This window comes from Jiangella endophytica, assembly GCF_003427025.1.
GTDB classification, from domain to species: domain Bacteria; phylum Actinomycetota; class Actinomycetes; order Jiangellales; family Jiangellaceae; genus Jiangella; species Jiangella endophytica.
Map to the genome: position 1 here is coordinate 110583 of NZ_QVAI01000017.1, position 15969 is coordinate 126551.

The window sequence follows — 15969 nt, forward strand, 5'->3', positions numbered from 1 at the left end:
ACCAGCGGCGGCACCTGTCGAGTCGCGCGCCATGCGCCCGCCCGTCGGTCGGGCTGGCTCCGGCGACGGCCACGCGCCATCCACCCGCCGGCAGGCCCGAGTAGGTCCGCACACCACCGTGAACAGCGCTGGACCAGGGCGGCTTCAGGTCAGCAGCACCGCCACCTCGAACGGCTGGACGGGTCGGTGGACGCGTCAGGCGGGGCAGTGCTGCCGCGGCGTCGGCCAGGTCGCACCAGCAGCGAACGACGTCCTCGTGATGGCCCGCCACCGACGCCGAACCTCACCCCGTGGCGCCACGCCAACGTCAGGCAGCGCGGGCGGTGCCGATGGCGACCAGCGCTGTCGTGAGCGCGAGCGTCGCGTCGTTGCCGCCGCCCTTGACCGCGAGGTCGGCGTCGGCGACGGCGCGGATGGCGCGGGCGAGGCCAGTCGGCGTCCAGCCGCGCAACTGCCCCCGGAGCACGCGGATCTTCCACGGCGGGATGCCGAGATCGCGGGCGACGTCGGCGTCGCGCATGCCACGTGGCGCGCCGGCCAGCCGGGCGAGCGATCGCAGCGAGGTCGCCAGTGCCCCGGTCACCAGCACCGGGTCGGTGCCGGTCTCGATCGCCCAGCGCAGCTGCTCGACCGCCTCGCCGGTCTTGCCCTCGACGGCGCGGTCGGCGACCACCCAGCCCTTCACCTCGGCGCGGCCCTCGAAGTACATGGCGACCAGCTGACCGGTGACCTGTCCGTCCGGCGCGTCGGCTGCCAGCTGACTGGCCGCCGAGGCCAGCCCACGCAGGTCGGCGCCGACCGATTCGACCAGCTGCCGCGCCGCGGCTTCGTCGATGCGGCCGCCGTTGCGGCGAACCTCGGCCCGCACGAACGAGACCTGGTCGTCGGGGCGCGTCAACCGCTCGGCCGCGACCTCGTGGACGCCGGCCTTGCGCAGCGCGGTGAGCAGCTTCTTGCCCTTGACGCCGCCGGGGTGCAGCAGCACCACGTGGATGCCCTCGATGGGCGTGGTCACGTAACCCACCAGCACCTCGCCGACCGGTTCGCTGACGTCCTGAACGTCGTTGACCAGCAGCACGCGGCGGGTGGCGAAGAGCGACGGGCTGACGTGCTCGGCCAGGGCTCCAGCGGTCAGCTCGGAGCCGGACACCTGCGACACGTCGGAGTCGGAGTCGGCGGCGCGCGCCGCCTTGACGACGGCGCCCGCTGCCCGCTCTGCCAGCAGCGCCTCCGGGCCGAAGACGAGGGTGACCGGGACGAGGGGGTCGGTCGATAGCGCAGCCATATCGCCACACAGCATGTCACGTCCCGCCGACAACGTCCGTGCCCACGCACCGATCGCCGCGGCGCCGGTCCCGCCCTCGGCCCGCCGGTCACCACACCGAGCTCTCCGTCGCCGCCACGGACGACGGCGATGCTGCCGTGCTCGTCGGTCCGGTAGACCCGGACGCCGCTGTCGCGAAGCGCGTCGAGTACGCGAGGCGACGGGTGGCCGTACGTGTTCTCGCCGACGCTGATCAGCGCCAGCCGCGCGTCGACACCCGTGAGCAGACCGGCGTCCTGGTGCGGTGACCCGTGGTGGGCGACCTTGAGCACGTCGACGTCCAGCTCGGGCGCGGATCGCATCAGGGACCGCTGCGCCGTCGGCTCGATGTCGCCGGTCAGCAGCACGCTGACGCCGTCGACGTCGGCCTCGGCGACGATGCTGGCGTTGTTCGACTCCGATTCCGAGGTCTCGATCAGGCGGCCGGGCGCGAGCACGTCCAGCCAGAGCCGCTCCCCCACCTGGAGCCGGTCGCCGACCCGCGGCGCCGACGCCGGGACGCCCGCCGCGGCGAGCCGGCGCCGGACACCGTCGGCGGCCTCGGGCGGATCGTCGAGCGGTGAGACGAGAGCCCGGCTCACGTCGCGACCGGCCAGTACGCCGTCGAGCCCGCCGACGTGATCGGCGTGGAAGTGGGTCAGGATCAGCAGCGGCACCTGCCGCACGCCGAGCCCGTCGAGGCAACGCCGCACGAGCCGCGGTTCCGGCCCGGTGTCGACGACGACGGCGGACCGGTCGCCGGCCCGCAGCACGAGCGCGTCGCCCTGACCCACGTCGCAGGCGACGACCAGCCAGCCGGGCGGCGGCCAGCCCGGCGTCGGGACCGCTTTCAGCAGGCCGATCACCAGGACCGTCCCCGCGACCGCGGTGATGAGCGGGCGGCGCAGCAGCATCGGCAGCGCCAGCAGCCCGACCACCGCCAGGACGACGGCCGCCACCACGCCGCCGGCGCCCGGCGGCCACGGCAGAACGGCGCCGGGCTGATCGGCGAACCATCGTGCGACGGCGGCGATCCACCAGGCCGGGAGCGCGGCCAGCCAGGCGAACCCCGTCGCGACGGGCGGCAGGATCGGGCTCACCACCGCAGCAGCCGCGCCGAACACCGTCGCCGGCGCCACAGCGGGAGCGGCGAGCATGTTCGCCGGCAGCGCTGCCAGGCTGAGCTGCCCGGACAGCCCGAGCACGATCGGCGTGCAGGCGACCTGCGCGGCCAGCGGCACGGCGATCGCAACCGCCAGCGGCCGTGGCAGCCATGCCAGTGACCGGGTCCAGGCCGGTACGAGGAGCAGAATGCCGGCCGTCGCCAGCACGGACAGCGCGAACCCGGCGCTGCGGGCCAGCCAGGGATCGAGCAGCACCAGCACGATCACCGCGGCGGCCAGCGTGGGCAGCCCGCGCCGCCGCCCGGCGACCGTCAGCCCGACGACGGCGACCAGGCCCATCGCGGCGGCGCGCAGGACGCTCGGCTCCGGCCGCGCGAGCAACACGAACCCGAGCACGCACACCACGCCGACGACGGGCAGTACGTAGCCGCGGACGCCCAGCCAGCGGGCCAACCCGAGCGCGACCACCAGGACGATCGCGACGTTCGTGCCCGACACAGCGGTCAGGTGTGTCAGCCCGGCGATCAACATCGCGTCGCGCAGATCGTCGGCCAGCAGCGACTCGTCGCCGATGACTAGGCCCGGCACCAGCCCGCGCGGATCGGACGGCACCCCGGACACGGCCTCGCGGAGGCCGGCTCGGAACGGCTCGGTCGCGCGGCTGGCGGCGCTGGGCGGGCCGGTCGCGCGCTCGTCGGGTCCGGTGTACGGGCGAAAGACCGCGGCGACGTCGTCGCGCGGGTGGTCGGTGGACTCGAGCCGGCCCGCCACACTGATCCGCTGGCCCGGCAGCAGGTCGGCCCAGTGGACGTCGCCGCTGACCAGCAGCACCGGCACGGAGACGTCGTGGGAGCGGCCACGGCCGGTGACGTGGTCGACGTGGAGCCGGCCGACGACGTACTCCGTGGCAGCGGCCTCCTCGCCGGCCGGGCCGCTGCGTCGCAGCACGGGATCGCGGGCAACGACGCCCTCGAGCTCGACGTGCGCGCCGACGGCGGCGAGCGTGGTGACGGGCCCGTCCCAGACCGGCGCCGCCCGAGCCGCCCCGACGGCGAACCCGGCGACCAGGCAGAGCGTCGCGGCGACGAGAGCGCGCCGACCGGCAGGCGGCAGTCGTCTGCCTCGTCGGCTGCGGACTCCGCCGCGCGGGCGGCGGTCGTCAGAGAGTCGGGTGCCATCAGGTGGCCGGCCGCCGGAGAAGCGGGTGCCACCAGGTGCGCGGGCGACGCCAGGTGCGCGGGCGACGCCAGGTGCGCGGGCGACGTCTGGTGGACCGTCGTCACCCGGGTGGCCGCCGGCCGGGAGCCTGCGGCTCGGGCTCGGGCTCGGGCGTGGGCGCTGGTCGGCGACGCGTTGAACGCCGGCGGATCGCTGAGCGTCGGCGGTCCGCTGGCCGCCGCCGGGTGGCGCAGGCGCGCCATGGTGGCGTTGGCGGCTGGGCGGCTTTCGATCGGCGTCCCGCGGGCGGGTGTGAAGCAGGATCGCCCCGGTGACGACGACGGCGATCGTGCAGCCGACGAGGCCGACCCGCCAGTGGACCAGCACCCCGGCCAGCGCGCCGAGCCAGAGTCCGAGCGCCGCGGGGACGAGGCGCAGATCGAGTGGTTCGGCGGCCTCCGGCTCCGCCGGCGGGTCGGCCGGGGCGGAGGCTCGCAGCGCGGCGCCCGCCTGGATCGAGCCCGACGACCTCGACCGTGTCGCCCAGCGCCGAGGACCGGACACCGAAGGACGACCCGTCGCGCTCGCCGCGCCGTCCGCCGCAGCTGGGCGCACGGCCGGGAGGGCCGAGCCCGACGCCGCGCCGCGAGCGCGTGCTCTGCCCGCACGCGGCGGGGTGGGCATGCCTGGGGCTGGGGGGCGACTCACAGCGTCACCAGGGGTTCCAGTTCGGCGAACCGTTGCTCGCCGATGCCGGAGACCTCGCGTAGCTCGTCGATGCTGGTGAACCGCCCGTTCTGCTCGCGCCAGTCGAGGATGCGGCCGGCGAGCGTGGGGCCGATTCCGGGCAGGGACTCGAGCTCGGCGGCGGTCGCGGAGTTGAGGCTGACGGGTCTGGACGACGTCGCCTCGGGCGGGTCGCCGGCGGGTGGAGCGGGCTGCGCGGGCGGCGCGGCTGGAGGCGGATCGGCGGTGACGAGGACCTGCTCGCCGTCGGCGAGGACGCGGGCGAGGTTGATCGGGGTCAGGTCCGCGTCGGGCGTCGCGCCGCCGGCCGCGTCGATGGCGTCGACGACCCGGGAGCCGGACGGAAGCTCGACGACGCCGGGGCGGGCCACGAGGCCGGCGACGTGGACGATGATCGGAGCGGCTGTGCCCGTGGCCGGGGCACCCGGTTGATTCGGCGGCGCGCCGTCGGCGGGCGCCTCGGCCGACGGCGCTGTTGGGTCGGGTGTGTCGGCCGGTGGCGTGGTCCCGGCGACGGGTGTGCCGGTGGCAACGAGTTCGGGCTCGATGGGCACGACCTCCGGCCGAGCCCGCAGGAACAGGACGGCCGCGCCGATCGCTCCGATGAGCACGACGAGCACGATGACGGCGAGCTGGATCCGCTCCAGCCCCAGCCGCCCGAAGCGCACCACCGGTGCCGACGGTGCCGGATCTGGGGTCTGTGTGGGCGGTGGCGCCGCAACGCCCGACCGCGCCGCCGGCGGCACCGCCTCCGCCGACGAGTCAGCCGACTCGGCCGAGTGGGCGGGTCGCGCCGTGGGCCGACCCGAGTGGGCCGGTCGTGCCCAGGGTGGCCTCGACGCGACTGGTCGTGCGCCCGCGGGCTCCGCGTTCCGGGGCCGCGCGGGCTGCGCAGGCTGCGCGGCCCGCACCGTCCTCGGCGCTGATTCGGCTGTTCGTGGCCACGCCCGCCTCGAGGCGTTCGCTGGTGCGCCCAGGAGCGTTGCCTCCCGCGGCCGCACGCGCTGTGATGCCGACACAGCCAACGGGTCGGCCGCCAGTTCCGGGTCGACCGGCCGTTCCGGGTCGACCGGCCGTTCCTGGTCCACCGGCCGTTCCTGGTCCACCGGCGGTCCCGGGTCGACCAGTTGTTCCCAGGGCGGGGTGTCCGGCTCGTCCTGCCAGCCGGGCGGTTCGAACTCGGCAGCGGGCTCCGTTCGGCCAGCCCAGCGTCGACCGGCGACGTGCGCTACGCGGGAACGGGCGAGCGCCGCCGTGTGGTCGTCGACGGGGCGGGAACGGAACGATCGCATGCCTGCGACGCTAGGTCGCCGCACCGACCGCGACGGCCACCGAAAGCGGGGTTTGTGGACAACTGAAGGAACTGGTCAGGGCTGTGGACCGACCGGCACACGCGCCCCGGGGCGACGAGGCGGCTCACTCTCGCGCACGCCGGCGACGAGCTGCGGAACGGGGTCAGCCGACGCAGAACTCGTTGCCTTCGGGGTCCTGGAGGACCGTCCAGGCGTTGCCGAACTGCTCGACCGGGCCTGGCCAAGGCAGGCGGAAGAAGATCGTCAGCGCGGACCGGCCACAGCCGGCAGCAGGAGGCGCCTCAGTGCGGGCTGACCACGACCGCCAGCAGCCCAGGCCCGACATGGGCACCGATGACGGCGCCAACCTCGGTGACGACGATGGAACGCACGGAAGGGAGGCGGTCGGTGAGGCGGGCGGCCAGTTCGTCGGCGCGGGCGGCGTTGTCGAGGTGGTGGACGGCGAGGTCGACCCGGCCGCCGGCAGCCAGGGCGCGCTCGACGGCGAGGTCTTCGAGGCGGGCGCGGGCCCGCGCGGACGTGCGGACCTTCTCGAGGAGGTCCACCCAGCCGTCGCGGAGGTGGAGGAGCGGCTTGATCGCCAACGCCGTGCCCACCACGGCCGAGGCGGCGCCGACCCGGCCACCGCGGCGCAGGTACTCGAGGGTGTCGACGTAGAAGAAGGCGGACGAACGGACGGCGCGGTCGAGGGCGAGCGAGGCCACCTCGTCGGCCGTCAGCCCGCGCTCCGCCGCCGACGCGGCCACGAGGACGGCGAACCCGAGCCCCATGCCCAGCGACCGGGAGTCGACCACATGCACCGGGATCGGCGCGTCGCGCGCGGCGAGCCGGGCCGCGTCGGCCGTCCCGGACAGGCTGCCGGAGATGTGCACCGAGACGACGTCGGCGTAGCCCTCGGCGGCCGCCGACTCGTACACGTCGAGGAACGCTCGCGGGCTGGGCCGCGACGTGGTCACGGGGACGTGCGCCCGCAGCGCGTCGGCCACTTCGCGGGGACCGAAGCGCGGTTCGACGGCGACACCGCCGCGATGGAACGGCGCCCCCGAGGGGGCACGATGCGTAGCGGACGCGCCGGCCGCGGCACCGGCGCCGCCCGCCGGGCTGTCGCCGGCCATCCCGCCGGGCTGACCGCCACCAGCCACGCCGCCGCCGGCTGAACCGCCGGGCCGGACCCTGAAACCGACGTCAGCGCCCGGCGCCCACTCGTCGACGGCGACACCGTCGACGACCACCTGTAGCGGCACCACCCGGATGCCGTGCGCCTCGACGTCGCCGGCGGCCAGGTGTGCCGTCGAGTCGGTGACGATCGCGACCCGCCCCGTCAAGGGACGTCAGCCCGGGACGACGTTGACCAGCTTGGGCGCCCGCACGACGACCGTGCGGACGGGCCGGCCGTCCAGTGACCGCTGCACCGCCTCGGACGCCAGCGCCAGTTCGCGCAGCTCGTCGTCGGCGATCGACGGCGGCACCTCCAGCCGGTCGCGGACCTTGCCGGCGACCTGGACGACGCAGGTGACGGTCTCGTCGACCAGGTACGCGGGATCGGCCGACGGGAACGGCTCGCGCACCAGCGACTCCGCGTGACCCAGCCGCGACCACAGCTCCTCCGAGATGTGCGGGGCGATGGGCGCCAGCATCAGCACCAGCGCCTCGGCCACCTCGCGGGGAACGGTGTCCAGCTTGGTCAGGTGGTTGTTCAGCTCGATCATGCGGGCGATGGCGGTGTTGAACCGCATGGCCTCCATGTCGGTGCGGACGGCGTCGATGGTGCGGTGCAGCGCCCGCAGGGTCTTGGTGTCGGCCGGAGCGGCGCCGACGACGACCTCGCCCGACTGCTCGGAGACGATGTTGCGCCAGACCCGCTGCAGGAACCGCAGTGACCCGACGACGGCGCGAGTCTCCCAGGGCCGGGACAGGTCCAGCGGTCCCATGGACATCTCGTAGACGCGGAAGGTGTCGGCGCCGTAGTCGCGGTACATCTCGTCGGGCGTGACCATGTTCTTCAGGCTCTTGCCCATCTTCCCGTACTCGCGGGTGACCGGCTCGCCCTGGAACGTGTAGCCGTCGTCGTGTTCGACGACCTGGTCGGCGGGGACGTACACGCCACGCGCGTCGACGTAGGCGTAGGCCTGGATGTAGCCCTGGTTGAACAGCTTGTGGAACGGCTCCTCGCTGGACACGTGGCCCAGGTCGAACAGCACCTTGTGCCAGAAACGGGAGTACAGCAGGTGCAGCACGGCGTGCTCGACGCCGCCGATGTACAGGTCGACGCCGCCGGCGTCGCCGTCGGCGCGCGGGCCCATCCAGTACTGCTCGACCTCGGGGTCGACCAGCCGCTCGGTGTTGGTGGGATCCAGGTAGCGCAGCTCGTACCAGCACGACCCGGCCCAGTTGGGCATGGTGTTGGTGTCTCGGCGGTAGCGCTTCGGGCCGTCGCCCAGGTCCAGCTCGACGTCGACCCATTCGGGGACGCGGGCCAGCGGCGGCTCGGGCATGGTGTCAGCGGCGTCCGGCGGGTAGGTGCGCGGCGTGTAGTCGGGCACCTCGGGCAGCTCGACCGGCAGCAGGTGATCGGGGATGGCGATGGGCTGGTCGTTCTCGTCGTAGACGACGGGGAACGGCTCGCCCCAGTAGCGCTGCCGGCTGAACAGCCAGTCGCGCAGCCGGTAGGTGACCGTGCCCTCGCCGGCGCCCTTCGACTCCAGCCACGCGATGATCGCGGCCTTCGCCTCGGTGACGCCCAGGCCGTCCAGCGAGATCTCGTCGTTGGCGGAGTTGATCGCCGGGCCGTCGCCGGTGAACGCCTCACCGTCGAAGCCGTCGGACGGCTGCACCGTGCGGATGATCGGCAGGTCGAACCGCTCGGCGAACTCCCAGTCGCGCTCGTCCTGGCCGGGCACCGCCATGATGGCGCCGGTGCCGTAGCCCATCAGCACGTAGTCGGCGACGAACACCGGGATGTGCGCGCCGTTCACCGGGTTGACGGCGAACGAGCCGGTGAACACTCCGGTCTTGTCGCGGCCTTCGGTCTGCCGCTCGACCTCGGTCTTCGCGGCGGCCTGCGCGCGGTAGGCGGCGACGGCGTCGTGAGGCGTCGCGTGCCCGCCGGTCCAGGCGTCCTTCGTCGCCGCCGGCCAGGCCGCCGGCGTCAGCGCGTCGACCAGCGGGTGCTCGGGCGCCACCACCATGAACGTCGCGCCGAACAGGGTGTCGGGGCGCGTGGTGAAGACCTCCAGCTCGCCGGCCTCGGTGGTGAACCGGACGTTCGCCCCGGTGGAGCGGCCGATCCAGTTGCGCTGCATGGTCTTGACCTTGTCGGGCCAGTCGATGCGGTCCAGGTCGTCGATCAGGCGGTCGGCGTAAGAGGTGATGCGCATCATCCACTGGCGCAGGTTGCGCTTGAACACCGGGAAGTTGCCGCGCTCGCTGCGGCCGTCGGCGGTGACCTCCTCGTTGGCCAGCACCGTGCCCAGCCCGGGGCACCAGTTGACCGGCGACTCGGACACGTACGCCAGCCGGTGGTCGTCGACGATGCCACGGCGCTCGACGTCGCTCAGCGAGGCCCACGACGCGCCACCGGGCACCGGCCGCGCGCCGCTCTCGAACTCGGACACCAGCTCCGCGATGGGCCGCGCACGCCCCTGCTCGTCGTCGTACCAGGACTCGAAGATCTGCAGGAAGATCCACTGCGTCCAGCGGACGTAGCCGGGGTCGATGGTCGCGAACGTGCGCCGGTTGTCGTGCGCCAGCCCCAGCCGGCGCAGCTGCCGGCGCATGGTGGCGATGTTCTCTTCGGTGGTCTTGCGCGGGTGCTGCCCGGTCTGGACGGCGTAGTGCTCGGCCGGCAGCCCGAACGCGTCGTAGGCCAGCGCGTGCAGGACGTTGTCGCCCAGCATGCGGCGGTAGCGGCCGAACACGTCGGTGGCGATGTAGCCCAGCGGGTGACCGACGTGCAGGCCCCTGCCGGACGGGTACGGGAACATGTCCATGACGAAGAACTTGCGCTCGGGCAGCTCGGTGCCCGGCTCGGCCAGCGGGCCGGACGGGTTGGGGGCGTCGAAGGTGCCCTCGTGCTCCCAGCGGTCCTGCCAGCGCTGCTCGATCTGGCCGGCCACCTCCGCGGTATAGCGGTAGGGCGCGTCGTCGGCCGGCGGCGTGGTCGTGCCGGTCTGCATCTGGCTCATCGGAATTCGTCCCTCATCTGTGGTGTCGGGCCCCGGAACAAGAAAAGACCCCTCACGCAGGAGGGGTCAGCCGCGCCGACGTGACGCCGCTGGAGGGCGTCCGCTACCAGTCAGCGCGGCCCGATAAGGAGCAGCAAGCCTCGCACATTGTCAGGATAGCGCACACGCGCGCCCGACGCCTCTAGGGTGACGGCATGGACGTCCCCGGCTGGGTGTGGACGCTGACGGTGGCCGGCATCGCCGCGCTGCTGGCCTTCGACTACGTCGTCCACGTCCGGAAGGCGCACGTCCCGACGCTGCGCGAGGCCGCCGTGTGGTCGGCCCTGTACGTCGGCATCGCGGTCGTCTTCGGGGTGGGCGTCCTGGTGTTCGGCGGCACGGCGATGGGCACGGAGTACTTCGCCGGCTACCTCACCGAGAAGGCGCTGTCGGTCGACAACCTGTTCGTCTTCCTGGTGATCCTGCACAGCTTCCGCGTGCCGCGGGAGTACCAGCAGAAGGCGCTGCTGTTCGGCATCACGTTCTCGCTGATCGCCCGCTCCGCACTGATCTTCGTCGGGTCGGCGCTGATCACCACGTTCGCCTGGGTGTTCTACGTGTTCGGGCTGGTGCTGCTGGTGACGGCGGGCAACATGCTCAAGCCGCGCGGCGGCGAGCCCGACGAGGGCGAGAACATCGCCGTCCGCCTGGCCCGGCGGTTCTTCCACACCACCGACGACTACGAGGACGGCCGGCTGTTCACCGTCCGCGACGGCCGCCGTGCGATGACGCCGCTGGTCCTGGTGATGGTGGCGCTGGCCGGCACCGACGTGCTGTTCGCGCTGGACTCGATCCCGGCGATCTTCGGGCTGACGCAGAACGTGTACCTGGTGTTCACCGCCGTCGCGTTCTCGCTGCTCGGCCTGCGGCAGCTGTACTTCCTCATCGACGGTCTGCTGGACCGGCTGATCTACCTGGCGTACGGGCTGGCCGTGATCCTGGGCTTCATCGGCGTGCGGCTGATCCTGCACGCCCTGCACGAGAACAACCTGCCGTTCGTCAACAACGGCGAGCCGGTCGAGGTGGGCGAGCTCAGCACGGGCCTGTCGCTCGGCGTCATCGTGGTCGTGCTGGTGGTGACGGTGGTGGCGTCGCTGGTCAGCCGCACCGGCCGGGCCCAGACGGCGATCGCCAACGCCCGCCGGCACGCGACCGCCTACCTGGACTCCGAATACACCGCCGACCCGGCCGAGCGGGAGCGGATCTTCCAGTGTCTGGTGGACGAGAAGGAGCAGATCATCGCGCTCGGCCCCCGGTACCGGCAGATGGCGCGCGACGCCGACGGCCTGCTGGAGCTGGCCGAGCGGGCCAAGGCCAGCCACGACGCGGCAGTGGCCCGCGGCGACGTCCCCGCGGGCCACCACCATTGAGAAGCGTCAGAACACGAGGTACCAGCGGTCCCAGAACTCGATGGTGATGAGGATCGCGAGGATCAGGAACCAGACCGTGACGATGAGCCCGCGGCTGTCGACGACCGCCCGGCGCAGCCACGCGGGCGCCTTGAGGTGCCCTTCGGAGAGGTTGTAGCCGGTCGTGTAGACGAAGATCGGGATGGTGACCGCCCACACCACCATGCAGTACGGGCACAGCGCGCCGATGTAGTAGGTGGTCTGGGTGAACAGCCAGGTGACGAACACCGCGCCACCCAGCGCGCCGGCGTTGAGGCCGAGCCAGAACCAGCGCGGCAGCTTGGCGCCGGCCAGCGCGACGACGCCGGCGGTGATGACGATGGGGAACGCGGCCACGCCGATGACCGGGTTCGGGAAGCCGAACAGCGACCCCTGCCAGCTCTCCATGACCGTGCCGCAGGTGACGACCGGGTTGAAACTGCAGGAGGGTGTGTAACTGGGGTCCTCGAGCAGCCGCACGCGCTCGATGATGAGCATCGCCGACGCGAACAGCCCGATCGAGCCGCCGATGGACAGCAGCCAGCCGAGGACCTTGATCGAGGCGCGCGTCTCGGGCAGCTCGAACTCGGCGTCCTCGAGGTGTTCTTTCTCCTGCACGGCCATGACTCACCTGGTGTTCGAAGGGATCCGACGGATCATCAACGTACGCTACCCGCGTTTGGTGCCGCAGGGGCGAACGGCCTTGAGCGATGTGCGACGATTGCACCAATGCACTGGTCCGGGCGACGTTCCACCGGCGGGCCGCTGGCCGCCGCGGTGGTCGCCGTGGCGGCTCTCGTCGTGGTGCTCGCGCTGGCCGCGGGCCCGGCCGACGTCCAGACGCCCCGCTGGTTCAGCGGTGAGCCGGGGTCGTCGGACGTCGAGCCGCTCCCGCCGCCGCCCACGGCCGACCTGGGGCAGACCGCGGCGCCACTGCCCGACGACGAGACCGGCGGCGGGTTCGACGTGCCGTGGCCGGTCGTGCTGGTTGTCGCGGTGGCCGCGGCCGCGTACCTGATCTACTACGTACTGCGCCGGCTGCTGCCCGAGCTGCGTCGTCGGATGGCCCGCCGGCGGACCACGCTCGGCGGCCTGGTCGAGGCACCCGCCGGCCCGGCGGACGAGGCGGCGGACCTGCGCGACGGCGCCCGTTCGGCCGCGACGGCGCTGGCCGGGCCCGCGCCGGACGCCGCGGCGGCGGTCATCGCGGCCTGGCTGGCGCTGGAGTCGGCGGCGGCGGGCAGCGGGGCGCCCCGGGCACCGGCGCAGACGCCGACCGAGTTCACCGCCGCGCTGCTGCGGCGGCATCATGCGGACGAGGAGGCGGTGGCCACGCTGCTCGGGCTGTACCACCGGGCCAGGTTCGCGGCGCGGCCCGACCTCGGCGCCGGCGACGTCGAGCGGGCCCGGCGGGCACTCGACCTGGTGGTGGGGACGATCGGGACGGCGGAGGCGCGTTGAGCCGCCGGGTGGTCGTCCAGGCGATGCTGCTGGGCCTCGCCGCGGGCGCGGTGGCCTGGGTGTTCGGCGTGCAGGGGCCGCGGCCGATCCTCATCGGCGCGTGCGTGACGGCCGGGACCTTGGCGGTGCTGAGCATCCCGCCCGGCTGGTACGGCAGCTGGCCGCACCGCCCGCGGCCCCGGTCCGGCGGCGGCTCCGGCCAGGTGTGGCGGCTGGCCAACCGGCTGCGCCGCTTCCAGAACGACCACGACCCGGCGCTGCAGCGCCGGCTGCGCACCCTCGCCGTCGCGCGGCTGCGCCGTCTGGGCCTGGAGTGGGACGACCCCCGGGCGGCCGAGAGGCTCGGGCCGGACGTGCACGCGGCGCTGTCGGCGCCGGCGATGCGACCCAGTCTGCACGACGTCGACGTCGTGGTGAGCGCGATCGAACGACTCGATCAACCCGAAGGAGCCGGTCCATGACGACGTCCAGCAGCACCGCCCTCTCCGTCGCCGACGTGGCCCGGGTGGGCTCGGCCGTCCTCGACGGGGTCGGCACGGCCGTCGTCGGGATGCGGCGGACGCTTCGCCTGGCGCTCGCCGCGGTCCTGGCCGGCGGGCACGTCCTGTTCGAGGACGTCCCAGGGCTGGGGAAGACGCTGGCCGCGCGCAGTCTCGCGGCGGCCCTGGGGCTGGAGTTCCGCCGACTCCAGTGCACGCCCGACCTGCTGCCGGGCGACGTCACCGGGTCGTTCGTCTGGGACCCCGGCACCCGCGAGTTCGGCTTCCGCCCGGGCCCGGTGTTCGCCGGGCTGCTGCTGGCCGACGAGATCAACCGGACGCCGCCCAAGACGCAGTCGGCGCTGCTGGAGGCGATGGCGGAGCGGCAGGTGACGGTGGAGGGGCGGACGTTCGCACTGCCTCGGCCGTTCCACGTCCTGGCGACGTCGAACCCGGTCGAGTACGAGGGCACTTATCCGCTGCCGGAGGCGCAGCTGGACCGCTTCATGCTGCGCCTGTCGGCCGGCTACCTGGAGCCGCCGGACGAGGCGCAGGTGCTGGCCCGCCGCATCGCCCGGCGGCAGGAGGCGGCCGAGGTCGAGGCGGTCGTCGACGCCGAGACGGTGCGCGGGCTGCAGGGCGGGGTCGAGGGCGTCGACGCCGACCCGTCGATCGTCGCCTACTGCGTCGACCTCGCCGCGGCGACCCGGCGGCACCGCGCGGTCGAGGTGGGCGCGTCGCCGCGTGGGTCCTTGGCGCTGCTGCTGGCCGCACGGGCGCTCGCGGTCCTCGACGGCCGCGACTACGTGCTGCCGGAGGACGTCAAGGAGGTCGCGGTGCCCGCGCTGGCGCACCGGCTGACCCTCACGCCGGAGGCGTGGACCACGCGGCTGAGCACCGCGGACATCGTCGCCGAGGTGCTGGGGCAGGTGCCCGGACCGGCGTCGGGCCGATGACCCGCGACTACGTCTGGCGGGCCAGCCCCGCGCTGGCCCGCTCGCTGTTGCTGCCGGCGCTGCTCGCGGCGGCCGGCCTGGCGCTGGGCCGCGCCGACCTCGTCCTGCTCGGCGTCCCGCTGGTCGTCGGCACCGCGCTGGCGCTGGGGACGGCGGCCGAACGGCGGGCGCGGCGGCCACCGCCCGACGTGCGCGCCATCGGCCCGCGGATCCTCGACGCCGGACTCCCCGCCCCGGTCGCCGTCAGTGTCGGGCCGTCGGACGCGCAGTTGGTGACGACGGTGCTCCCGGCGGCCGAGGCGGACGGCGACGCCGACGTCGTCACCGTCGCCGCGCCCGCCGACGGCACGCGGCAGCTGGTCGTCGAGGTGACGGCGCCGCGGTGGGGCGCGCAGCAGCTGGCCCGGCCGGACCACCTCGCGGCCACCGCCGACGGCCTGCTGGTCGCGGGTCCGGTGCCGGGCGCGCCGTACACCGCGCAGGTGCTGCCGGCGGTCACCGCCGCGCTGCCGCCCGGCCCGCTGCCGCCGCGACCGGCCGGCATGGTCGGCGCGCACCGCACCCGCCGTCCAGGCGAGGGCACCGAACTGCACGACGTGTCGCCGTTCCAGCCCGGCGACCGGATGCGACGCATCGACTGGCGGGTGACGGCGCGCCAGGCCGGCCCGCGCGAGACGCTGTACACGCGGCACACGCTGGTCGATGCCGACGCGGACGTCGTCTGCTGCCTGGACAACCGCTACGACCTGCCGGCCGACGTCGCGGCCTGGCTCGAGGTCGGCGAGCACGACCAGCCGCCGAGCCGCACCAGCATCGACGTCGCAGTCGACACCGTCGCGTCGGTCGCGGCCGCCTACATCGTCCACGGCGACCGCGTCGGCGTACTCGACCTCGCCCGCCCGCTCGACCCCGTTCACCTGGGCAGCGGCCGACGGCACCTGCTGCGGCTGCGCACCCACCTCGCCCGGCACACGCGGCGCCCCGGCTCCGGCGACGCGCTGCCGGCTCCACGGCACGCCCCGCGCCTGCCTCAGGGCGCGATCATCGTCGTCACCTCGGTCTTCCTCGACGACGCGCCGGCCACACTCGCCGTCACCTGGCGCCGGCGCGGACACCCGGTGCTCGCCGTCGATGTGCTGCCGACGCCGCTGGTCCTCGACGCGGCCGACGCCGCCACCACGATCGCCGCACGGCTGGTGCTGGCCGAGCGGCAGGAGCGGATCCGCGCGTTGGAGGCGGCCGGTGTGCCGGTGAGCGCGGCCGATCCGGCGGCGCTCGGGCTCAGCCTGGCCCGGCTGCGGCTGCTCGCCCGCGGGGTGCGACGGTGACCGCGGCGGCGGCGCCCGGCGCCCTCGGCCCGGCGCTGCCGGGATGGGCGCTGCGCCCGGTGCTCGCGGTGGCCGTCCTGGTGACGGTGCTGGCGGTCGGCGGCTGGACGTCGGTGTCGCCGTTCGTGCTACTGCTCGCGTTGCTGGTGGGCGGCTCGACGACCGCGATACCGGCCTCGCACGCCGCGACCGCGTTCCTCGCGCTCTGCACACTGTGCGGGCTGGCCGCCGACGGGTCGATCAGCGGCTGGCTGAGCCTCGCCGTCCTCGGCGCGCACGCCACCCACGTCACGGCCGCGCTGGCCGCCGTCGTGCCGCCGCGGGCGACGGTGGAATGGGCGGCCCTGCGCCCGACGCTGACGCGCTTCGCCCTGGCCCAGGCGGCCGGCCAGGCACTCGTCGCGCTGGCGTGGCTGCTCTCCTGAGCCGCCAGCCCCCAGCCCTCAGCCCCCGCCGCCAGCCCCAGCCCCCCAGCCCGCCCCGAGTTGA

At 74.3% G+C, this 15969-nt stretch carries 12 protein-coding genes; 6 read left to right on the top strand and 6 right to left on the bottom strand.

Annotation, left to right across the window (positions count from 1 at the left end; genetic code table 11):
- Nucleotides 1–307: 307 nt before the first annotated feature.
- The 5 genes from holA to leuS all read right to left on the bottom strand — a co-directional run bounded on the left by holA (nt 308) and on the right by leuS (nt 9829).
- Nucleotides 308–1225 (bottom strand): DNA polymerase III subunit delta, encoded by a 918-nt coding sequence (gene holA, locus DZA62_RS27565; RefSeq protein WP_232827620.1) that lies wholly within the window; start codon nt 1223–1225, stop codon nt 308–310.
- A complete protein-coding gene (locus DZA62_RS37035; protein WP_116952165.1) occupies nt 1132–4149 on the bottom strand; it encodes a DNA internalization-related competence protein ComEC/Rec2 in 3018 nt (1005 codons plus the stop codon). The genes holA and DZA62_RS37035 overlap by 94 nt, the downstream gene beginning before the upstream one ends.
- A gap of 140 nt (nt 4150–4289) precedes the next feature.
- A complete protein-coding gene (locus DZA62_RS36550; protein WP_198664257.1) occupies nt 4290–5003 on the bottom strand; it encodes a helix-hairpin-helix domain-containing protein in 714 nt (237 codons plus the stop codon).
- Nucleotides 5004–5926: 923 nt separating this feature from the next.
- Nucleotides 5927–6970 (bottom strand): DegV family protein, encoded by a 1044-nt coding sequence (locus DZA62_RS27580; protein WP_198664258.1) that lies wholly within the window; start codon nt 6968–6970, stop codon nt 5927–5929.
- A 6-nt stretch (nt 6971–6976) separates the two neighbouring features.
- A complete protein-coding gene (leuS, locus tag DZA62_RS27590) occupies nt 6977–9829 on the bottom strand; it encodes a leucine--tRNA ligase (RefSeq protein WP_232827617.1) in 2853 nt (950 codons plus the stop codon).
- Between the two features lie 194 nt (nt 9830–10023).
- On the opposite strand from leuS, the gene DZA62_RS27595 reads away from it, so the two are divergent.
- Nucleotides 10024–11238: a TerC/Alx family metal homeostasis membrane protein gene (locus DZA62_RS27595; protein ID WP_116952167.1), complete on the top strand. Its 1215-nt coding sequence runs from the start codon at nt 10024–10026 to the stop codon at nt 11236–11238.
- Between the two features lie 6 nt (nt 11239–11244).
- On the opposite strand, the gene DZA62_RS27600 is transcribed toward DZA62_RS27595, so the two are convergent.
- Nucleotides 11245–11880 carry a vitamin K epoxide reductase family protein gene (locus tag DZA62_RS27600; RefSeq protein WP_116952168.1) on the bottom strand — a complete coding sequence of 212 codons (636 nt, stop codon included), beginning with the start codon at nt 11878–11880 and terminating at the stop codon, nt 11245–11247.
- Between the two features lie 105 nt (nt 11881–11985).
- Between DZA62_RS27600 and DZA62_RS27605 the strand changes: the two genes are divergently transcribed.
- From DZA62_RS27605 to DZA62_RS27625, 5 genes are read left to right on the top strand one after another with little or no spacing between them, the layout of a single operon-like run.
- A complete protein-coding gene (locus DZA62_RS27605) occupies nt 11986–12717 on the top strand; it encodes a DUF4129 domain-containing protein (RefSeq protein ID WP_116952169.1) in 732 nt (243 codons plus the stop codon).
- The gene (locus DZA62_RS27610; protein ID WP_157987948.1) at nt 12714–13178 is read left to right on the top strand and encodes a hypothetical protein; all 465 of its coding nucleotides are present in this window, start codon (nt 12714–12716) and stop codon (nt 13176–13178) included. The genes DZA62_RS27605 and DZA62_RS27610 overlap by 4 nt, the downstream gene beginning before the upstream one ends.
- Nucleotides 13175–14152, top strand: coding sequence for an AAA family ATPase (locus DZA62_RS27615; protein WP_116952171.1), 978 nt, complete (start codon nt 13175–13177; stop codon nt 14150–14152). Before DZA62_RS27610 ends, DZA62_RS27615 begins: the two co-directional genes overlap by 4 nt.
- Complete coding sequence (locus DZA62_RS27620) at nt 14149–15480, top strand: DUF58 domain-containing protein (RefSeq protein WP_116952172.1); 1332 nt, start codon at nt 14149–14151, stop codon at nt 15478–15480. The genes DZA62_RS27615 and DZA62_RS27620 overlap by 4 nt, the downstream gene beginning before the upstream one ends.
- Nucleotides 15477–15905 carry a hypothetical protein gene (locus DZA62_RS27625; protein WP_116952173.1) on the top strand — a complete coding sequence of 143 codons (429 nt, stop codon included), beginning with the start codon at nt 15477–15479 and terminating at the stop codon, nt 15903–15905. The genes DZA62_RS27620 and DZA62_RS27625 overlap by 4 nt, the downstream gene beginning before the upstream one ends.
- The last annotated feature ends 64 nt before the right edge of the window (nt 15906–15969 follow it).